The sequence below is a fragment of the Bacillus daqingensis genome (genome assembly GCF_042654445.1).
In the GTDB taxonomy this organism is placed as follows: domain Bacteria; phylum Bacillota; class Bacilli; order Bacillales; family Salisediminibacteriaceae; genus Alkalicoccus; species Alkalicoccus luteus.
In genome coordinates this window covers 21,382-42,355 of record NZ_JBHSGK010000008.1, presented here as the reverse complement: position 1 = coordinate 42,355, position 20,974 = coordinate 21,382, and the positions used below count along the sequence as shown (strand labels likewise).

Genomic DNA, 20,974 nt, shown 5'->3' with positions numbered 1-20,974 from the left:
TTAGTTATCAAGCGCTTCGCCGGATTTTTTAGCAATACGTACTTTCTTGCCGTCTTCGACTTTGAAACCAACGCGCGTAGGCTCGTTTGTTTTCGGGTCGATCACCATAACGTTTGATACGTGAATAGGCGCTTCCTGGTTAAGAATTCCGCCTTGTGGGTTCGTCTGGGATGGCTTAGCGTGTTTCTTTACCATGTTTACGCCTTCCACGAGTACGCGGTCTTTCTTTGGATAAGCTTCAAGAATTTTACCTTCTTTACCTTTATCCTTACCGGAGATGACTTTAACGTTATCTCCCTTTTTCACGTGCAGTTTCGCCTGGGACATGAGGGCACCTCCTCTTTACTCGGTTGTTTCCGATCTCTATTCTTACAGTACTTCCGGCGCCAGAGAAACGATCTTCATGAACTTGTTTTCACGCAGTTCACGTGCAACCGGTCCAAAGATACGAGTTCCTCGTGGGCTCTTGTCGTCACGTACGATTACAGCTGCGTTCTCGTCGAACTTGATATAAGATCCGTCCGGACGGCGTGCACCTGTGCGAGAGCGTACGATTACAGCACGTACTACTTCACCTTTCTTGACAACGCCACCAGGTGTTGCCTGCTTTACAGAGCAGACGATTACGTCACCGATGTTCGCAGTCTTACGGCCTGTACCACCAAGTACTTTAATGCACTGTACTTCACGGGCACCGGAGTTATCAGCTACTTTTAAACGGCTTTCCTGTTGAATCATAGATTCCTTTACCTCCCTTCGGATGCGAAGACGCTATTGCGTGCTTAGATGATTACGGCCTCTTCCACTACCTCAACAAGGCGGAAGCGCTTGTCTTTGGAAAGCGGGCGGGTTTCCATGATGCGGACGATGTCGTTCACCTTTGCAGTGTTGTTCTCATCGTGCGCTTTATATTTCTTCGTGTGCTTAACACGCTTTTTATACAGCGGGTGCATCTTGTAGGACTCGATGGAAACAGTGATTGTCTTGTCCATCTTGTCAGATGTCACGCGGCCTACGTAAACTTTACGGTTGTTACGTTCCACGGTTATTCCTCCTCTCGGGACTATTCCGCAATACCGAGTTCGCGCTCGCGTAGTACGGTCTTAGCTCGTGCGATTGACTTCTTCACTTCGCTGATGCGAGCCGGGTTATCCAGCTGACCAGTCGCAAGCTGAAAGCGAAGGTTGAAAAGCTCTTCCTTAAGAGAAGTGGCTTTCTGTTCAATTTCTGCAGTGGTTAGGTTGCGGATTTCATTAGCTTTCATTTGCGTCACCACCCACTTCTTCACGTTTAATTACTTTCGTACGGATCGGCAGCTTGTGGGATGCAAGACGAAGTGCTTCGCGTGCAACCTCTTCCGATACACCGGCGATCTCGAACATTACCTTCCCTGGCTTTACGACTGCTACCCAGCCTTCAGGAGAACCTTTACCGGAACCCATTCGGACTTCAAGCGGCTTTGCAGTGTAAGGCTTGTCTGGGAAGATCTTAATCCATACCTTACCGCCACGCTTCATGTAACGCGTCATTGCGATACGCGCAGCTTCGATCTGACGGTTTGTGATCCAGGAAGCTTCAACTGCCTGAAGACCATACTCACCGAAAGATACTTCCGTTCCGCCTTTCGCTCGTCCGCGCATCTTACCACGGTGCTCACGACGGAATTTAACACGTTTAGGCATTAGCATGATTAATTTCCTCCTTCCTCTGCGTTCGTTCCTTTAGTTGGAAGGACTTCACCCTTGTAGATCCAAGTTTTAATACCGAGCTTGCCGTACGTAGTATCTGCTTCTGCAGTACCATAGTCGATGTCAGCACGGAGTGTGTGAAGTGGAACAGTACCTTCGTTGTATGATTCTGATCGGGCGATATCGGCTCCGCCGAGACGTCCGGATACTTCTGTTTTGATACCTTTTGCGCCGGAACGCATTGTGCGCTGCATGGACTGCTTCATTGCGCGGCGGAAAGAAATACGGCTTTCCAGCTGGCGTGCAATGTTCTGAGAAACGAGTGTTGCATCCATATCAGGCTTCTTGATTTCGTTGATGTTGATGTGAACACGCTTGCCAGTCATCTGGTTCAGTGTTCTGCGAAGTACTTCTACTTCAGAACCGCCTTTACCAATAACCATACCTGGCTTAGCAGTATAGATCGTAACGTTCACACGATTTGCCGCTCGTTCGATTTCAATCGTGGAAACGGACGCTTCGCTGAGACGCTGCTCGAGATAGTCGCGGATGCGGATATCTTCGTGAAGCAGATCAGCATAGTCTTTATCAGCATACCATTTGGACTCCCAGTCTTTGATGACGCCGACACGCAGTCCATGAGGATTTACTTTTTGACCCACACTTATCCCTCCTTCTTTTCTGTTAGCACTAATGTGATGTGGCTCGTACGCTTATTGATACGGCTTGCGCGTCCCTGTGCTCTTGGACGGAACCGCTTAAGTGTAACTCCTTCGTCTACGAATGCCTGAGCAACGACGAGGTTGTCCGGCTCCATTTCGTAGTTGTGCTCCGCGTTCGCGATCGCTGAATTCAAAAGCTTCTCTACAATCGGGGATGCTTTTTTCGGCGTGTGGTTCAGGATGGAGATTGCTTCTCCAACTTCCTTTCCACGGATCAGGTCAACGACCAGACGAGCTTTGCGAGGAGCAACACGTACTTGTTTTGCTACTGCTTTGGCTTCCATGAGTCAGTACCTCCCCTCTTTATTAACGTCGTGTTTTCTTATCGTCAGAAGCATGGCCCTTGTACGTACGCGTTGGCGCGAATTCGCCAAGCTTGTGGCCTACCATGTCTTCCTGAACGTAAACCGGCACGTGTTTACGGCCATCGTATACAGCGATCGTGTGACCGATGAACTGTGGGAAAATTGTAGAACGGCGGGACCAGGTCTTGATTACCTTCTTGTTGCTGGAATCAGCCTGTGCTTCTACCTTCTTCATCAGATGATCATCTACAAATGGTCCCTTTTTCAAACTGCGACCCATAATGGTACCTCCCTTCGCGATTGCGCTACGGCCCTCCGTGAGAACCGTAGGACAACCCCGTTATTTTTTACGGCGACGACGCACGATATATTTGTTGGACTCTTTGTTCTTGTTTCGTGTCTTGTAACCAAGAGTCGGCTTGCCCCATGGAGACATTGGAGAAGGACGTCCGATTGGAGCGCGGCCTTCACCACCACCGTGTGGGTGATCGTTCGGGTTCATAACAGAACCACGTACAGTCGGGCGCTTGTTCATCCAGCGGGAACGGCCTGCTTTACCGATTGTGACAAGCTCGTGCTCAATGTTGCCGACCTGGCCGACAGTCGCACGGCAAGTTCCAAGGATGAGGCGTGTTTCACCGGAGCGCAGACGTACGAGAACGTACTTTTCTTCGCGTCCGAGAACCTGTGCTTCAGCTCCTGCAGAACGTACAAGCTGTCCACCTTTTCCTGGGCGGAGCTCGATGTTGTGGATGATCGTACCTACCGGAATGTCCTTCAGCTGAAGTGCATTTCCGACTTTGATATCGGCATCCTTACCGGACATGATCTCTGTTCCAACCTTGATGCCTTTTGGCGCAAGGATGTAGCGCTTCTCACCGTCAACATAGTTGATCAGTGCGATGTTCGCAGAACGGTTCGGATCGTATTCGATCGTAGCAACGCGGCCTGGAATTCCATCTTTGTCACGCTTAAAGTCGATGATGCGGTATTGACGCTTATGACCGCCGCCCTGGTGGCGTACTGTCAGGCGTCCCTGGTTGTTGCGTCCAGCTTTTTTCGAAAGCGGCGCAAGCAGTGATTTTTCCGGCTTGTCGGTCGTGAGTTCTTCGTTCTGAAGAGTTGTCATGAAACGACGGCCGTTCGTAATCGGTTTATACTTTTTGATAGCCATGAGCTTTTCCCTCCTTCGTTAAGACGTTTTATTTACGCACCTTCAAAGAACTCAAGTTCTTTGCTGTCTGCGGAAAGTTGTACAATTGCTTTCTTGCGCTTGCGGGTATAGCCGCTGTGGCGACCGAAACGCTTGAACTTGCCTTTGTAGTTCATCGTGTTGACAGAAGCTACTTCCACGCCGAAGATTTCTTCGATAGCTGCGCGGATCTGAGGCTTAGTGGCAGATGGGGAAACTTCGAACGTGTACTTCTTGTTCTCCATCAGCTCAGCAGAGTTTTCAGTGATAATCGGGCGCTTAATAATATCGCGTGCGTTAGCCATTATGCAAGCACCTCCTCTACCTGTTTAACAGCATCCTGTGTAATAACGAGCTTCTCGTGCTTGAGAAGATCCAGTACGTTTACACCGGAAGCTTTAATAGCCGTTACTCCTGGAAGGTTACGGGCAGAAAGTGCAACTGCTTCGTTTTCGTCCGCTGTTACGATCAGTGTCTTCGTGTTAGCAGAAAGACCTGCAAGTACAGCTTTCATTTCCTTCGTTTTTGGAGCTTCGAAGCTCAGCTCTTCAAGAACAAGAATGTTATTCTCGTTTACCTTTGAAGAAAGAGCGGATTTCAGTGCAAGACGACGCTGCTTCTTAGGAAGCTTGTATCCGTAGCTGCGTGGTGTTGGACCAAACGCTACGCCGCCTCCTACCCAGATTGGGGAACGAGTTGAACCATGACGTGCACGGCCTGTTCCCTTCTGACGCCAAGGCTTGCGTCCACCGCCGCGTACTTCCGAGCGGTTCTTAGTGGAATGAGTTCCTTGACGAAGTGATGCTTGCTGCATGATGACAGCTTCATAAACTACGTTTTCGTTCGGTTCAATACCGAATACGCCTTCTGCCAGCTCGATATCGCCGGCCTGTGAGCCATCCTGTTTGTACAGAGTTACTTTAGGCATCGGGGCTCCTCCTTTCTTATCCGAAATTAGTTAGCTTTTACAGCAGACTGAACAGTTACAAAGCTGCGCTTTGCACCAGGTACGTTACCCTTAACGAGCAGTACGTTGCGCTCTGCGTCAACTTTTACAACTTCAAGGTTCTGAACGGTTACAGTGTCTCCGCCCATGCGCCCTGGAAGCAGTTTACCCGGACGTACGTGGTTCGGGTCAACAGGCCCCATGGAACCTGGCGAGCGGTGGTAGTGAGAACCGTGGGACATTGGCCCTCGGGACTGATTGTGTCGCTTGATCGCACCCTGGAATCCTTTACCTTTGGACTTACCAGTTACGTCTACGATATCTCCCTCAGCAAATACATCTACCTTGACTTCCTGACCAACCTCAAGTTCAGCTGCGTCAGCGTCGCGGATTTCCTTCACGAAGCGCTTAGGCGTTGTGTCTGCTTTAGCAGCGTGTCCTTTTCTCGGCTTGTTCTGGTTGTTTTCTTTCTGGTCAAAAGCACCAAGCTGAATCGCTTCGTAGCCGTCGCCTTCTGCTGACTTCTTCTGAAGCACAACGTTTGGCTCCGCCTGGATTACAGTGACAGGCACTGCTTCACCGGCTTCTGTAAAAACTTGCGTCATGCCGAGCTTTTTTCCTAAGATTCCTTTGGTCATCCGTCACACCTCCTGTTAATAATTAAATATTTTTTATATAAAGAAATTAAAGCTTGATTTCAATGTCCACACCAGACGGCAGGTCAAGACGCATCAGCGCATCAACTGTCTGTGGTGTCGGCTCAAGAATGTCGATAAGACGCTTGTGCGTGCGCATTTCGAACTGCTCACGGGAATCCTTGTACTTGTGCACCGCACGAAGGACTGTGTATACAGAACGTTCTGTCGGAAGCGGGATAGGACCGCCTACTCCGGCACCTGAACGCTTGGCAGTCTCAACAATCTTCTCAGCAGAAGCGTCGAGTACGCGGTGATCATACGCCTTTAAACGAATACGAATCTTTTGCTTTGCCATTTTTTTACCTCCTTTTTTCGCCCATTTTTGGAAATAGACTTGCTCCTCGGAAATTTTCCGTCACCCGATCCATGGCAACGGGATCGGGTGTGTCGGTAACCTCCCGAATCAAAGCCTTTCTGTGACCAACATTGTATAGTATACAGGAAACGCGCTGTATACGCAATGCTTTTTCCGCTTATTTCTACAGTCACACTTTGTGTAGTATACAGGCTCGAAACGCTGATTTCAAGGGGTATTTGATGTAAATTCACAGATTACGAAGGGCGGAATTTTCTGATAGTTATCTGGTGGGTCCAAGCCTATGGAGAACTCCTCCCCGGAGAACATCCATAGTATAGAAGAAACTCGTCACGACCGGAAGTGAAGCTGGATCACAGCCGGAGCCAGCAGGTGCACAGGGTGCAGGTTGCCGGGATCCTCATGAAACTGAAGAATGTCACCTCGCGCACCGGCAAACAGGTGCATCGCTTCAGCCGGGATGCCGTCATGACGTACGTTTATCAGCACCTCCCCTTCTTCGTTTTTCACATTGAACTGCGTGCCGCTGAATCCGCCGTCGCTCTCGCCGATCTGCTTGCCTGCTTCATCGTAGAACGTCGTGTAGCTGCGCGTCACGTTCCAGACGTTCAGCTTATATGAACCAAGCTTTCTGCCATGCTTGTCATAGAGATACGTATACTGATGCAGCCCGCGCTTCTTTTTAAGCCGGTACAAGACGCCCTCTTGGTTTTCGACGATAAGCTGTTTCTTTAAGTACGGCCGCAGTCCGAGCAAGTGCAGCAGTGCGGTGATAATTTTTGTGAATCCCTCTGCTTCTTCCCTGACAATTGCCGACCCCTCACCGCGCATGGTGATGTAATGCATGTTTCTGAGCCAGTGCACAGCAGGGACGAGCATGATGCGCCTTTCCCCTTCGAGTGCAGGTGGTACATCAGGTACCGTCAGACGGAGTTTTTCGGCACGGTGCCTTTTAGCAGCGGCGGCAATAAAGTGGCCCGGTCCGGCCGCAATAAGAGTCAAGAGCGGAACAAGCGAATCGGGTGAGTCCGGCCAGCCGGTCAGTATCCAGTAGCCTGCAAGGAGAAGCGCTGCAATCGTACAGGCGGTGCCGATCTTTTGAAATGTGCGCGCCGTGCGCAAGTAATGTGCTTGTAAGTCAGGCATCGGTTCTCTCCTTTTTGAGCTGAATTGTTTGAACAAACGCAAGTAGCTGTAACCATCGAAGGCTCATGCTCCGCCCGCCTGTCGATCGTGAGCAGACAAGCTTCTGTTGGTTTTGAGAAGCGTAAAGTTAGATTTGCAGCTTCTTGTATCACTTTTTTCGTTATATCGGTCCGCTTGTGTTGCGCAAGTGACAATTGGGTCCGCGACAGTTAATGATAGGACGAGCTGTGTTACTTTCCGTTACCGTTAAGTTCTTTTTGAAGCCCGGAGTTTTACTTTTTCATTCTAGTTTTCAACATGCCTGCCTGTTTTTATACGCTGCTAAGCTTCTTACATATAAATCCGCTGCCAAAATTGACAGCGGACAAGAATCTTATAAGGATTCAATAATTTCATTCATACGTTCAATGTTTTCAACCGCAAGTTCATAGTATTCAAAACCCGTTTCATATTGTTCAGCATTATTTGTTACTGCTCTATATAAAAGATGGCGCGTCTCGTATGACCATTCATGAATCAATTGATATTCTTCACTCTTATAATGTTGTTCCAATTCGTAGAGCTCACGATTAATATTTATAGAAGTATTTTGGATAGCGTCCCAACCGTAATGTATGATTTCAGTTGGCCGTCCTTCTTCTTCGATTCGCTCTGTTCCGAATGTCCCCATTGGTTCCGTTATATATTCACCGTAATAATCTGTGCCGCCGCTTAGGGGCAGGCCAAATTCACCGGATGGTGTGTTAAATGAGTCATAACTAATACTTGCGCGTTTCATCATTAAGCCTACCGCCTGACTTGCTTCAGGAATTTCAGGATCCCTTTGATGAAATTCCGGTGACGGCAAATGTCCGTGTGTGGCTACTTTCGTTTCCCGCTCAAATTCAAAACCGTTCTCATAAACGATCAGGTCACCCTCAATCGATTTCCCCTTTTCAGGAAGATTCAAATTTCGCAACGTTTCTTCGATAGATCGATACTTTTCTTCATCTAAATACGACTCCGGCGTGTCATATGTTCTATTTCTCAGTTCATCAAAATAGGATAACTGCCCCTCTTCACCTGCATTCTCTTCATCAGCCATAGCTTCGATATTATTCTGATCGTCTTCTAATTGTCCTTCGTTTAATTCTGCGTTTTCTCCTTCACCGCATGCAGTTAAGAAAGCCAGTGAAAGGAGAGCGGATGATTGTATGTATTTCTGCAAATTTGGACGCCCCTTTTTATTTGTAATTCGTTTCCAATGCTAACAAATAACCGTTTGATTTGTAAACTTGTATGAAATAGATCTGCTTTATTTGATGCAGGTTAGCGGACCCCGAGAAAAGATGCGAACTCCGCCATTCTTTAACTTCTTGAATACTTAGCGGCATGATCATATAAGCGGAACGCTGCCTTCCAGCATAAACAGTAATCCACCACAAGAAATAGGTAAAGACCATTCTCGTAGAAATTATTTACAAATATAAATGGCAAACATTGTCTGACATTGGCAAAGGAATCCACAAAAAAAACCGGGCAGGTAAGCCTGCCCGGCTGGAGATGCGGATGAAGATCCGCATGTATTCATTCAATTACTCAGTGATTTCAGCAACGACGCCTGCGCCTACTGTACGTCCGCCTTCACGGATTGAGAATTTAGTACCTTCTTCAATCGCGATTGGGGAGATCAGTTCAACAGTCATCTCTACGTTGTCACCAGGCATAACCATCTCTACACCTTCTGGAAGGTGAGTAACACCAGTTACGTCCGTAGTACGGAAGTAGAACTGTGGACGATAGTTTGTGAAGAATGGAGTGTGACGTCCACCTTCTTCTTTAGACAGAACGTAAACTTCTGCTTTGAACTTTGTGTGTGGAGTGATAGAACCTGGCTTAGCAAGTACTTGTCCACGGTTGATGTCGTCACGGGATACACCACGGAGCAGTGCACCAATGTTGTCACCAGCTTCAGCGTAGTCGAGAAGCTTACGGAACATTTCAACACCAGTTACAGTAGTCTTGGATGGAGCTTCAGCAAGACCAATGATCTCAACTTCGTCACCAACGTTAAGCTGTCCACGCTCAACACGGCCAGTTGCTACTGTACCACGGCCTGTGATAGAGAATACGTCCTCTACAGGCATCATGAATGGCTTATCCTTGTCGCGGTCAGGTGTTGGGATGTAGTCATCCACCTGCTGCATCAGTTCAAGGATTGCGTTTTCGTGCTCTTCGTCACCTTCGAGAGCCTTCAGAGCAGAACCTTTAACGACTGGGATGTCGTCACCAGGGAAGTCATACTCAGAAAGAAGCTCACGTACTTCCATTTCTACGAGCTCGAGAAGCTCTTCGTCGTCAACCTGGTCCGTCTTGTTCAGGAATACAACGATGGAAGGTACACCAACCTGACGGGAAAGCAGGATGTGCTCACGCGTCTGTGGCATTGGGCCGTCAGCAGCAGATACAACGAGGATTGCTCCGTCCATCTGTGCAGCACCAGTGATCATGTTCTTAACGTAGTCAGCGTGACCTGGGCAGTCAACGTGTGCATAGTGACGAGAATCAGTCTCGTACTCTACGTGTGCAGTGGAGATAGTGATTCCACGCTCACGCTCTTCTGGTGCACCATCGATCTGGTCGTACGCCATTGCAGTACCCTTACCGGACTTCTTGTGAAGTACAGCAGTGATAGCAGCAGTCAGAGTTGTTTTACCGTGGTCAACGTGACCGATTGTACCAATGTTCGCATGCGTTTTGGAACGATCAAATTTTTCTTTTGCCATGATCGAAATCCTCCTTACATATAGTTAAATTATTTGTATTTCTATTTGAAAAGGTGAAGAGCGCATCTGTCACCTTTTCTAGCTTACAACAAAATCAAAACAGTGACAATGACAGGCTTACTTACCGGAGGACTTTTTTACGATTTCCTCAGAGATGCTCTTTGGAACTTCTTCATAGTGGTCGAAGTGCATCGTGTACTGTCCACGGCCCTGTGTGTTGGAACGCAGGGAAGTTGCATAACCGAACATTTCAGCAAGCGGCACCATCGCTTTCACGATCTGTGCGTTTCCGCGTGCTTCCATACCTTCTACACGTCCGCGGCGTGACGTGATGTCACCCATGATGTCACCCATGTACTCTTCAGGGATAACAACTTCGACGCGCATAACTGGCTCAAGAAGAACCGGGCTGCACTTGCCTTTTGCTTCCTTCAGTGCGAGGGAAGCTGCTACCTTAAATGCCATCTCGTTGGAGTCGACATCGTGGTAGGAACCGTCGTAAAGACGTGCTTTTACGTCAACAACCGGGTAGCCTGCGAGCATACCGTTCTCCAGGGATTCTCTTACACCCTGTTCAACAGAACCGATATATTCACGTGGAACGACACCACCGACTACGTTGTCGATGAATTCGAATCCGCCGCCTTCGTCGTTTGGAGAGAACTCGATCCAAACGTGACCGAACTGACCGCGTCCACCGGACTGTCGAACGAACTTACCTTCACACTTAGCAGCCTGACGGATTGTCTCACGGTAAGATACCTGAGGTGCACCGACGTTTGCTTCCACTTTAAACTCACGCTTCATACGGTCTACGATGATGTCGAGGTGAAGCTCACCCATACCACCGATGATCGTCTGTCCCGTTTCGTCATCTGTGTGCGTGCGGAAAGTAGGATCTTCCTCTGCCAGCTTGGCAAGCGCCATACCCATCTTATCCTGGTCTGCTTTAGAAGCAGGCTCTACGGACAGGTGGATAACCGGCTCAGGGAATTCCATGGACTCAAGAATAACGAGATTCTTTTCGTCACAGAGCGTGTCCCCTGTAGACGTGTCCTTCAGGCCGACACCAGCTGCGATATCCCCGGAGTAGCAAGTCGGGATTTCTTCACGGTGGTTGGCGTGCATCTGAAGAATACGGCCCATACGCTCACGCTTGCCCTTCGTAGAGTTCACTACGTAGGAACCTGCGTTAACCGTACCGGAGTAAACGCGGAAGAATGTCAGCTTACCAACGAACGGATCGGTGGCAACCTTGAAGGCAAGCGCCGCGAACGGCTGATCGTCGCCGGACTTCCGAACAACTTGTTCTTCCGTCTCAGGTACGTGACCTTCAATATCTTTAACGTCTGTCGGAGCCGGAAGGTAGTCAATAACAGCATCAAGAAGAAGCTGGACACCTTTGTTCTTAAATGCGGAACCGCAGAGTACCGGATAGAATTCAACGTTACATGTTGCAGTACGGATTGCTTTTTTAAGCGTTGGCGTGTCGATCTCTTCTCCTTCGAGATAGAGCATCATGAGATCTTCGTCAAGGTCGGAAACGGCCTCAACCAGCTTCTCACGATATTCGGCAGCCTGTGCTTTGTACTCTTCCGGAATTTCGCGTGCTTCTGTACGCGTGCCCTGGTCATCCAGGTAGTAGAACGCCTCCATTTCGACGAGGTCGATGATTCCTTCGAAGTCATCTTCCGCACCGATTGGCAGCTGCACTGCTGCAGCGTTTGCACCGAGACGGTCAGAAAGCGTCCCGAGAGAGTAGATGAAGTCTGCACCAAGCTTGTCCATCTTGTTGACGAAAACAATACGAGGTACGCCATACGTTGTAGCTTGACGCCAAACCGTTTCAGTCTGTGGTTCAACCCCGGACTGGGCATCAAGTACGGCTACTGCACCGTCGAGTACACGCAGGGAACGTTCAACTTCTACTGTGAAGTCTACGTGACCTGGAGTATCGATGATGTTAATGCGGTGGCCATCCCACTGGGCTGTTGTTGCAGCAGAGGTAATCGTGATTCCACGCTCCTGCTCCTGCTCCATCCAGTCCATCTGAGAACCGCCGTCATGCGTTTCACCGATTTTATGGATACGTCCTGTGTAGAAAAGAATACGCTCGGTCGCGGTCGTCTTACCGGCATCGATGTGAGCCATGATCCCGATATTACGAGTCTTTTCCAAGGAGAACTCTCGTGCCATGTGTCTTTTCTCCTTCCTGTGAATCGGAATTTGATTGTCTGCGGCAAAGGCGGAGAAAACTCCGCCCCTGCTGCAGGATGATCATGACAGTGGATCCTACCAGCGGTAGTGTGCGAATGCTTTGTTCGCTTCTGCCATTTTGTGTGTTTCCTCACGCTTCTTCACGGCTGCGCCAGTGTTGTTAGCTGCGTCGAGGATTTCGTTAGCGAGACGCTCTTCCATCGTCTTCTCACCGCGAAGGCGCGCGTAGTTCACGAGCCAGCGGAGACCAAGCGTGGTTCGGCGGTCCGGCTTTACTTCAATCGGTACCTGATAGTTGGCACCGCCGACACGGCGTGCTTTTACTTCAAGTACTGGCATGATATTCTTCAGCGCTTCTTCGAATACTTCCTGTGGATCCTTGCCGGATCGCTCACGGACGAGGTCGAAAGCTGCGTAAAGAGATTTCTGTGCAACACCCTTCTTACCATCGATCATGATGCGGTTGATCAGGCGTGTCACAAGCTTAGATTTATAGATAGGATCTGCTAATACATCTCGGCGAGGTACTGGTCCTTTACGAGGCATTAAAGGTCCCTCCTTTCAATATGATTCGGCTGCTTGCGCGCAGCTGCTTATTTCTTAGGACGCTTTGTTCCGTACTTGGAACGGCCCTGCATACGGCCGTCAACTGCTGCAGTGTCAAGTGCACCGCGCACGATGTGGTAACGTACACCAGGAAGGTCCTTTACTCGTCCACCGCGGATAAGCACAACGCTGTGCTCCTGCAGGTTATGTCCGATACCAGGGATGTAGGCGTTCACCTCAATCTGGTTTGTCAGACGTACACGTGCGTACTTACGAAGGGCCGAGTTCGGCTTCTTCGGAGTCATAGTACCAACACGCGTGCAGACACCGCGCTTCTGTGGAGAAGCTTCATCCGTCTGGCGCTTCTTGTAGCTGTTGTAACCTTTGTTCAGTGCAGGAGAGTCAGACTTCTTCCCTTTAGACTGGCGTCCCTGACGTACTAGCTGGTTAATTGTAGGCATGATGTTTCCTCCCTTCTGATCTCAAAATGCAAGCCCACTGGTCCAGGTGGTTCACAAATGGGTAAAAGGAAAGTTTTCGCTGCATCTGTAAGAATACAGCCAAAACTTTTTTCATTTTTTAATTGCTACGATCGCTGCGTTGACATCGATTCCGCATGCCCTGCCGAGCTTCTTCATCGAATCGGCATAGGTGATGGGAACGTTAAGTTCACGTGCTGTCTCGAGCGCTTTTGCCAGCACTTCCTGATCAGCGTCTTCAGCAACGACGAGCTCCCTTACCTGTTCACTTTCCAGTGCTTTTAAAGTTTGTTTCGTGCCGACCACTTTTTCAGCTGCCTGTGCTACTTTTTCATAAGACATTGTCATCCTCCAAAGCATCAGGTATTTGGCACACTTAAATATAGTATCACCAGGGCCGGACAGTGTCAACACTTTCCTGAAGGGAATTTTGTGCTGTGTCCGGCCCGGCGATCCTACATTTCTTCTTCGGGTACGGTTACTTCTTCAAATGATTGTTCTTCCGGCTCGCTCGTGTCGACGTGCTTCATCTGACGGTAGCGCTGCATGCCGGTTCCGGCAGGTACGAGCTTCCCGATGATGACGTTCTCCTTCAGGCCGACCAGTTCATCGCGCTTGCCTTTGATGGCTGCGTCAGTAAGAACACGTGTCGTCTCCTGGAAGGATGCAGCGGACAGGAACGAATCCGTTTCAAGCGATGCTTTTGTGATACCGAGCAGCACCGGCAGTCCGGTTGCCGGACGGCCGCCGCGCAGCAGAATCTCGCGGTTCACGTCGTTGAACTGATGGATTTCCACGAGGGATCCAGGCAGCACCGTCGTGTCGCCGGCGTCGATCACGCGTACTTTGCGCATCATCTGGCGAACCATGACCTCGACGTGCTTATCACCGATTTCAACACCCTGCATACGGTAAACCTTCTGTACTTCGCGCAGCAGGTATTCCTGCACGCCGTGTACACCGGAGACAGTGAGAAGCTCTTTCGGATCGATCGAACCTTCTGTCAGTTCCTGACCCGGCTTCACTTCATCGCCGATCTCCACTTTAAAGCGGGCTGCGAACAGCGCCGTATACGTGCGCGTTTCAAGCTTGTTGGAAACGACGATCTCTTTCTTTTCGCTCGCTTCGCGGATATCCGTGACTTGACCTTCAATCTCGGAAATGACAGCCTGACCTTTCGGATTACGCGCTTCGAATACTTCCTGAATTCGAGGAAGACCCTGTGTGATGTCATCCCCGGCTACGCCGCCTGTGTGGAACGTACGCATCGTAAGCTGGGTACCCGGCTCACCGATGGACTGGGCCGCGATGATGCCGACTGCTTCGCCGACTTCCACTTCTGCGCCTGTCGCCAGGTTGCGTCCGTAGCATCGCTTACAGGAACCGTGCTTCGTATCACACGTGAAGACAGAGCGGATCAGAACGGTCTTGATGCCTGATTCCTCAATAACCTTCGCCACATCTTCGGAAATATCTTCGTTACGGCTGACGAGCAGCTCGTTTGTTTCCGGATGGTAGATGTTCTGGAAGGAGACACGGCCGACAAGACGGTCGTAGAGGCTTTCAATAACCTCAGCGCCTTCAGTAATAGCCTTCACTTCCAGTCCGCGATCCGTGCCGCAGTCTGTTTCACGGATAATCACGTCTTGGGCAACGTCAACGAGACGACGCGTCAGGTAACCGGAATCCGCTGTTTTCAGTGCGGTATCGGCAAGACCTTTACGGGCACCGTGTGTCGAGATAAAGTACTCAAGTACCGTCAGCCCTTCACGGAAGCTGGACTTGATCGGAAGCTCGATGATTCGTCCGGACGGGTTCGCCATCAGACCACGCATACCCGCAAGCTGCGTAAAGTTCGAGGCGTTACCTCGTGCACCGGAATCACTCATCATAAAGATCGGGTTCGTCTTCTCGAGTGTTCCGAGAAGCTTCTCCTGGATCACATCTTTCGCTTTGCTCCATACTTCGATGACTTTATCGTAGCGCTCTTCCTCCGTGATCAGACCACGGCGGAACTGCTTCGAAATCTTGGATACTTTTTCCTCAGCCTCATCGAGAATTTCCTGCTTGTCTTCGAGTACGACGATGTCGGAGACCCCTACTGTAATACCAGCTTTTGTGGAATAGTAGAAACCGAGTGACTTCATCTTATCGAGCATGACGGACGTTTCGGAAATCTTAAACTTCTTAAATACTTCCGCAATGATGTCCCCGAGGAAGCCTTTCTTAAACGGCGCTACGAGCTCGCTGTTTTTGAAATGCTCTTTTACATCGGTTGTACCCGGGACGAAGAACCGCTCCGGTGTTTCGATCTCCAGGTTTTCTGCCGTCGGCTCGTTCACATACGGGAAGGACTTCGGAAGAATTTCGTTAAAGATCACCTTGCCGACTGTCGTCAGCAGCAGGTGGTTTTGGAATTCTTCACGGAAGTTATCTTTATCAATCGAGCTTACCGGCAGCGCGATACGCGTGTGCAGATGCGCATAGCCGTTCTGATAAGCCGTGAGCACTTCGTTCGGATTGTTAAAGACGCCGCCTTCGCCGATTGCGCCCTCACGCTCGAGCGTCAGGTAGTAGTTACCAAGAACCATATCCTGGGAAGGTGTGACGACTGGCTTGCCGTCCTTCGGGTTCAGGATATTCTGTGCAGCGAGCATAAGCAGGCGGGATTCAGCCTGTGCTTCAGCGGAAAGCGGTACGTGCACCGCCATCTGGTCCCCGTCAAAGTCAGCGTTGTAGGCTGTACATACGAGCGGGTGAAGCTTAATCGCACGACCTTCCACAAGCGTTGGTTCAAACGCCTGGATACCGAGACGGTGAAGCGTCGGTGCACGGTTTAACAGCACCGGATGCTCACGGATCACTTCTTCCAGTACGTCCCATACTTCCGGATTCACGCGCTCTACCTTGCGCTTTGCACTCTTGATGTTATGTGCAAGCCCGCGGCTGACGAGTTCTTTCATGACGAACGGTTTGAACAGCTCCAGCGCCATTTCCTTCGGCAGACCGCACTGATACATCTGCAGGTGCGGACCAACGACGATAACGGAACGGCCGGAGTAGTCAACACGCTTACCGAGAAGGTTTTGACGGAAGCGTCCCTGCTTCCCTTTCAGCATGTGGGAAAGGGATTTAAGCGGACGGTTACCTGGTCCTGTGACCGGTCGGCCGCGGCGGCCGTTGTCGATCAAGGCGTCTACTGCTTCCTGCAGCATACGCTTCTCGTTCTGCACAATGATGCTCGGTGCACCGAGGTCGAGCAGGCGCTTCAGACGGTTGTTCCGGTTGATCACGCGGCGGTACAGGTCGTTCAGGTCAGACGTTGCAAAACGTCCGCCGTCCAGCTGGACCATCGGACGAAGCTCCGGTGGAATAACCGGAAGCACGTCGAGGACCATCCAGTCCGGATCGTTGTCGGAGTGACGGAATGCTTCGATCACTTCCAGACGCTTGATTGCACGCGTACGGCGCTGTCCCTGAGCTGTTTCCAGCTCTTCTTTCAAGGAAGCCGCCTCTTTGTCGAGGTCAATGTCCTCGAGCAGCTGGCGGATCGCCTCCGCTCCCATGTTAGCGGTGAACGAACGACCGTATTTCTCGCGGTAGCTGCGGTATTCTTTCTCAGACAGCAGCTGCTTCAATTCGAGCGGCGTGTCGCCGGTATCTGTTACGACGTAGGAAGCGAAGTAGATCACTTCCTCGAGGGAACGCGGAGACATATCGAGCACGAGGCCCATACGGCTCGGAATTCCTTTGAAGTACCAGATGTGGGAGACAGGGGCAGCAAGCTCGATGTGCCCCATACGCTCACGGCGGACTTTCGCACGTGTTACTTCTACGCCGCAGCGGTCACAGACAACGCCCTTATAGCGGACGCGCTTGTATTTACCGCAGTGGCATTCCCAGTCCTTTGTCGGACCGAAGATACGCTCACAGAAAAGACCGTCCTTTTCCGGCTTCAGCGTACGATAGTTGATCGTTTCCGGCTTCTTGACTTCTCCCCGTGACCAAGAGCGAATCTTGTCGGAGGAAGCGAGGCCGATTTTCATATATTCAAAGTTATTTACATCTATCAAGGGGCCAACCTCCCTTTCAGCATTCGAATTCACCGATTACGCGTTCGATTCTCCGCCTGACTCCAGATTCAGGTTCAGCTTATCGTTCGCCTGATCTTCTTCTTCATCGATTTCGAGCATGTCGATCTCTTCATCGTTGCTGGACAGCATCTTCACGTCCATACCGAGACTCTGCAGCTCTTTGATGAGAACTTTGAACGACTCTGGTACACCCGGCTCCGGTACGTTTTCACCTTTTACAATTGCTTCGTACGTCTTCACGCGGCCGATCGTGTCATCGGACTTCACGGTGAGGATTTCCTGAAGCGTGTAGGCAGCACCGTAAGCTTCGAGTGCCCATACCTCCATCTCACCGAAACGCTGTCCGCCGAACTGGGCTTTACCACCGAGCGGCTGCTGCGTTACGAGCGAGTAAGGACCTGTGGAACGGGCGTGCAGCTTGTCATCTACCATGTGTGCAAGCTTAATCATATACATGACACCGACAGAGACTCGGCTGTCGAACGGTTCACCTGAACGGCCGTCATACAGGACGGTTTTTCCGTCGCGGGCCATACCGGCTTCTTCGATCGTGGACCAGACATCTTCCTCGTTGGCACCGTCAAATACCGGCGTTGCAATGTGCATGTTCAGCTGACGTGCAGCCATACCCATGTGCAGCTCCAGCACCTGTCCGATGTTCATACGGGAAGGTACCCCGAGCGGGTTCAGCATGATGTCGATTGGTGTGCCATCCGGCAGGAACGGCATGTCCTCTTCCGGAAGGATTTTGGAAATAACACCTTTGTTTCCGTGACGGCCGGCCATCTTATCCCCTTCGTGAATCTTACGCTTCTGTACGATGTAAACTCGTACGAGCTGGTTCACGCCAGGAGGCAGCTCATCGCCGTCTTCACGGTTGAAAATCTTCACATCAAGCACGATGCCGTCGCCGCCGTGCGGAGCGCGCAGGGACGTGTCACGGACTTCACGTGCTTTTTCTCCGAAGATGGCGTGCAGAAGACGCTCTTCTGCGGTCAGCTCGGTAACCCCTTTAGGCGTTACTTTACCGACGAGAATGTCGCCGTCTTTTACTTCAGCACCGACGCGGATAATGCCGCGCTCATCCAGGTTGCGGAGTGCATCGTCCCCGACGTTTGGAATGTCACGCGTGATTTCTTCCGGTCCGAGCTTCGTATCACGTGCTTCGGATTCGTACTCTTCAATGTGGATCGACGTGTACACGTCGTCCTTGACGAGACGCTCGCTGAGAATGATGGCATCCTCATAGTTGTAGCCGTCCCACGTCATAAAGCCGACGAGTACGTTCTGACCGAGTGCCATTTCACCTTTTTCCATGGAAGAGCCGTCTGCAAGGATTTCTCCCTTTTCCACGACCATTCCTTCAGAGACGATTGGGCGCTGATTATAGCACGTTCCCTGGTTGGAACGTTCAAATTTCATCATGTTGTAGCGGGTAACGTCCCCTTCTACTTCACGGCCGTCGATCGTCTTCAGCTCGCGAATGTCCACGAAGTCGGCAGTTACTTTTTCCACGCGGCCGGGCTTTCTGGCTACGACTGCAGCACCGGAGTCTTTGGCAGACACGTATTCCATGCCTGTACCGACGAGCGGGGAGTGCGGCTCAAGAAGCGGCACTGCCTGACGCTGCATGTTCGCACCCATGAGGGCACGGTTGGAGTCATCGTTTTCAAGGAACGGAATACACGCCGTTGCAGCAGATACAACCTGCTTTGGCGATACGTCCATGTAGTCAACGCGGTCGCGGGCAACGATAATGTTTTCCCCGCGGAAGCGGCAGATGATGTTCTCATCCACGAAGTGACCTTCATCATCGAGCTTGGCGTTCGCCTGGGCGACGACGTAGTTGTCCTCTTCATCCGCTGTCAGGTAATCCACTTCCCGTGTTACGAGTCCTTTTTCATGGTCCACACGGCGGTAAGGCGATTCGATAAAGCCGAACGGATTCACTTTCGCAAAAGAGGAAAGCGAGTTGATCAGCCCGATGTTCGGACCTTCCGGCGTCTCGATCGGACACATACGCCCGTAGTGGGAGTAGTGAACGTCACGCACTTCAAAGCCGGCGCGTTCACGCGTCAGACCACCGGGTCCAAGCGCAGAAAGGCGGCGCTTATGCGTTAATTCCGCAAGCGGGTTCGTCTGGTCCATGAACTGGGACAGCTGGGAGCTTCCGAAAAACTCTTTAATAGATGCGATAACCGGGCGGATGTTGATCAGCGCCTGCGGCGTAATCATGTTGGCGTCCTGAATGGACATACGTTCGCGCACGACACGCTCCATTCGGGAAAGTCCGATGCGGAACTGGTTTTGAAGCAGTTCCCCTACAGAACGGAGACGGCGGTTGCCGAGATGGTCAATATCATCGGTCTGGCCTGTTCCGTGCAGCAGGTTGAAGAAGTAGCTGACAGACGAAATGATGTCGGCCGGCGTGATGTTTTTGATTTTGGAATCAATGCCGCCGTTGGCAATGATCTTCACCGGCTGCTCTTCGTCGCCATCCTTCTGGGAGTAGATCATCACCGTCTGAAGATCCACATCTTCATCCTCAATGACGCCTCCGTTCAGGTTGTGGCGCTCAAATGAGAGCCCGTCTTCAAAGTAAGGAATGAGTTTATCGAGGACGCGGCGGTCGATCACCGTTCCTTCTTCTGCAAGAATTTCGCCTGTTTCCGAATCAACGAGTGTTTCTGCAAGACGCTGATTGAAAAGACGGTTCTTTATATGAAGTTTTTTGTTCATCTTATAGCGGCCGACGTTTGCCAGGTCGTATCGCTTCGGATCAAAGAAGCGGGACTCGAGCAGGCTTTTCGCGCTTTCGACTGTCGGCGGCTCACCAGGGCGGAGACGCTCGTAAATTTCAAGCAGCGCCTTTTCGGATCCGTCTGTATTGTCTTTTTCGAGCGTATTGCGGAGATACTCATCTTCTCCAAGCAGATCAATGATTTCCTGATCAGAGCCGAAACCGAGCGCACGCAGGAGCACCGTCACCGGAATTTTCCGCGTACGGTCAATACGTACGTATACGACGTCCTTGGCATCTGTCTCCAGCTCCAGCCATGCACCACGGTTTGGAATAACCGTAGCCGTGTAGCCGCGCTTGCCGTTTTTGTCCATCTTCTGACTGAAGTAGACACTTGGCGATCGCACGAGCTGGGAAACGATGACGCGTTCTGCCCCGTTAATAATGAATGTACCGGTATCTGTCATGAGAGGGAAATCTCCCATGAATACTTCTTGTTCCTTTACTTCACCGGTATCTTTATTAATCAGGCGTACTTTCACGCGGAGCGGTGCGGAATACGTCACGTCGCGCTCTTTCGATTCGTCGACCGGATACTTAGGCTCCCCTAAGCTGTAATCGACAAATTCCAGAACGAGGTTTCCAGTAAAATCCTCGATCGGTGAAATGTCCTGAAACATGTCCTGAATACCTTCATCAAGAAACCATTGATAAGAAGCCGTCTGAATTTCAATTAAGTTCGGCAGATCCAAAACTTCATTGATTCGTGCATAACTTCTTCTCTGGCGGTGGCGTCCATACTGAACTAGTTGACCTGTCAACTCATTCACCCCTCAAACCTAACGTTTTTATCATCAAGAGACCATAAATGCCCCTGACTGATCGTATACTGATAATGTGTGTTACGGTGGAATATGCTGTAGGAATCACAGGCCGTGCTTTTCGAGGCTGCTGTGCAGGAAGATTTGTGCAGATTCTGGAAACAAAGAAAAAAAGGGCACTAAGGTCGTTGGCATGCATCCATGTTGATGACGACTGTAGTTAATGTTCCCACCCTTTTTCTCCGCAGTTTTCTATTCAAATTCTATAAAAGCAGCTGGCGCTATGATAAAGAAGTGCA

The 20,974-nt window shown here is 50.6% G+C and carries 22 protein-coding genes; all 22 read right to left on the bottom strand.

Translation table 11 applies throughout. The features are described 5' to 3' along the window. Window positions 1–312, bottom strand: coding sequence for a 50S ribosomal protein L24 (gene rplX, locus ACFO4L_RS09040; protein WP_377909388.1), 312 nt, complete (start codon window positions 310–312; stop codon window positions 1–3). Between the two features lie 57 nt (window positions 313–369). Next, window positions 370–738, bottom strand: a complete 369-nt coding sequence (gene rplN / locus ACFO4L_RS09035) for a 50S ribosomal protein L14 (RefSeq protein ID WP_377909352.1) — start codon at window positions 736–738, stop codon at window positions 370–372. 44 nt (window positions 739–782) lie between these two features. Beyond that, window positions 783–1,043 carry a 30S ribosomal protein S17 gene (rpsQ, locus tag ACFO4L_RS09030; protein ID WP_377909351.1) on the bottom strand — a complete coding sequence of 87 codons (261 nt, stop codon included), beginning with the start codon at window positions 1,041–1,043 and terminating at the stop codon, window positions 783–785. Window positions 1,044–1,063: 20 nt separating this feature from the next. Beyond that, the gene (gene rpmC, locus ACFO4L_RS09025) at window positions 1,064–1,264 is read right to left on the bottom strand and encodes a 50S ribosomal protein L29 (RefSeq protein ID WP_168004305.1); all 201 of its coding nucleotides are present in this window, start codon (window positions 1,262–1,264) and stop codon (window positions 1,064–1,066) included. Continuing rightward, complete coding sequence (rplP, locus tag ACFO4L_RS09020; protein WP_168004304.1) at window positions 1,254–1,688, bottom strand: 50S ribosomal protein L16; 435 nt, start codon at window positions 1,686–1,688, stop codon at window positions 1,254–1,256. Before rplP ends, rpmC begins: the two co-directional genes overlap by 11 nt. Window positions 1,689–1,690: 2 nt before the next feature. Continuing rightward, window positions 1,691–2,350, bottom strand: coding sequence for a 30S ribosomal protein S3 (rpsC, locus tag ACFO4L_RS09015; protein ID WP_168004303.1), 660 nt, complete (start codon window positions 2,348–2,350; stop codon window positions 1,691–1,693). Between the two features lie 2 nt (window positions 2,351–2,352). Further along, window positions 2,353–2,694: a 50S ribosomal protein L22 gene (gene rplV / locus ACFO4L_RS09010; protein WP_168004302.1), complete on the bottom strand. Its 342-nt coding sequence runs from the start codon at window positions 2,692–2,694 to the stop codon at window positions 2,353–2,355. 22 nt (window positions 2,695–2,716) lie between these two features. After that, entirely contained in the window at window positions 2,717–2,995 is a 279-nt protein-coding gene (gene rpsS, locus ACFO4L_RS09005) for a 30S ribosomal protein S19 (RefSeq protein ID WP_377909350.1), read from the bottom strand. Between the two features lie 60 nt (window positions 2,996–3,055). Next, window positions 3,056–3,889 carry a 50S ribosomal protein L2 gene (gene rplB / locus ACFO4L_RS09000; RefSeq protein WP_377909349.1) on the bottom strand — a complete coding sequence of 278 codons (834 nt, stop codon included), beginning with the start codon at window positions 3,887–3,889 and terminating at the stop codon, window positions 3,056–3,058. Between the two features lie 32 nt (window positions 3,890–3,921). Further along, window positions 3,922–4,212, bottom strand: a complete 291-nt coding sequence (gene rplW, locus ACFO4L_RS08995) for a 50S ribosomal protein L23 (RefSeq protein WP_377909348.1) — start codon at window positions 4,210–4,212, stop codon at window positions 3,922–3,924. After that, on the bottom strand, window positions 4,212–4,835 hold the full coding sequence (gene rplD / locus ACFO4L_RS08990) for a 50S ribosomal protein L4 (protein ID WP_377909347.1): 624 nt from the start codon (window positions 4,833–4,835) through the stop codon (window positions 4,212–4,214). The genes rplW and rplD overlap by 1 nt, the downstream gene beginning before the upstream one ends. Window positions 4,836–4,861: 26 nt before the next feature. Continuing rightward, window positions 4,862–5,491, bottom strand: a complete 630-nt coding sequence (gene rplC / locus ACFO4L_RS08985) for a 50S ribosomal protein L3 (protein WP_377909346.1) — start codon at window positions 5,489–5,491, stop codon at window positions 4,862–4,864. 46 nt (window positions 5,492–5,537) lie between these two features. Continuing rightward, the gene (gene rpsJ, locus ACFO4L_RS08980) at window positions 5,538–5,846 is read right to left on the bottom strand and encodes a 30S ribosomal protein S10 (RefSeq protein ID WP_168004296.1); all 309 of its coding nucleotides are present in this window, start codon (window positions 5,844–5,846) and stop codon (window positions 5,538–5,540) included. A gap of 351 nt (window positions 5,847–6,197) precedes the next feature. Further along, complete coding sequence (locus ACFO4L_RS08975) at window positions 6,198–7,013, bottom strand: hypothetical protein (RefSeq protein WP_377909345.1); 816 nt, start codon at window positions 7,011–7,013, stop codon at window positions 6,198–6,200. A 373-nt stretch (window positions 7,014–7,386) separates the two neighbouring features. Then, entirely contained in the window at window positions 7,387–8,220 is an 834-nt protein-coding gene (locus ACFO4L_RS08970; protein ID WP_377909344.1) for a hypothetical protein, read from the bottom strand. Between the two features lie 367 nt (window positions 8,221–8,587). Beyond that, entirely contained in the window at window positions 8,588–9,778 is a 1,191-nt protein-coding gene (gene tuf / locus ACFO4L_RS08965; protein WP_377909343.1) for an elongation factor Tu, read from the bottom strand. A 117-nt stretch (window positions 9,779–9,895) separates the two neighbouring features. Next, window positions 9,896–11,974, bottom strand: coding sequence for an elongation factor G (fusA, locus tag ACFO4L_RS08960; RefSeq protein WP_377909342.1), 2,079 nt, complete (start codon window positions 11,972–11,974; stop codon window positions 9,896–9,898). 96 nt (window positions 11,975–12,070) lie between these two features. Then, window positions 12,071–12,541: a 30S ribosomal protein S7 gene (rpsG, locus tag ACFO4L_RS08955; protein WP_168004291.1), complete on the bottom strand. Its 471-nt coding sequence runs from the start codon at window positions 12,539–12,541 to the stop codon at window positions 12,071–12,073. 47 nt (window positions 12,542–12,588) lie between these two features. Next, window positions 12,589–13,002, bottom strand: coding sequence for a 30S ribosomal protein S12 (gene rpsL / locus ACFO4L_RS08950; protein ID WP_168004290.1), 414 nt, complete (start codon window positions 13,000–13,002; stop codon window positions 12,589–12,591). Between the two features lie 111 nt (window positions 13,003–13,113). Further along, complete coding sequence (locus tag ACFO4L_RS08945) at window positions 13,114–13,362, bottom strand: 50S ribosomal protein L7ae-like protein (protein ID WP_377909341.1); 249 nt, start codon at window positions 13,360–13,362, stop codon at window positions 13,114–13,116. Between the two features lie 113 nt (window positions 13,363–13,475). Then, window positions 13,476–17,093, bottom strand: a complete 3,618-nt coding sequence (gene rpoC / locus ACFO4L_RS08940) for a DNA-directed RNA polymerase subunit beta' (RefSeq protein ID WP_377909340.1) — start codon at window positions 17,091–17,093, stop codon at window positions 13,476–13,478. Window positions 17,094–17,129: 36 nt separating this feature from the next. Continuing rightward, a complete protein-coding gene (gene rpoB / locus ACFO4L_RS08935) occupies window positions 17,130–20,675 on the bottom strand; it encodes a DNA-directed RNA polymerase subunit beta (protein WP_377909339.1) in 3,546 nt (1,181 codons plus the stop codon). Between the last annotated feature and the right edge of the window lie 299 nt (window positions 20,676–20,974).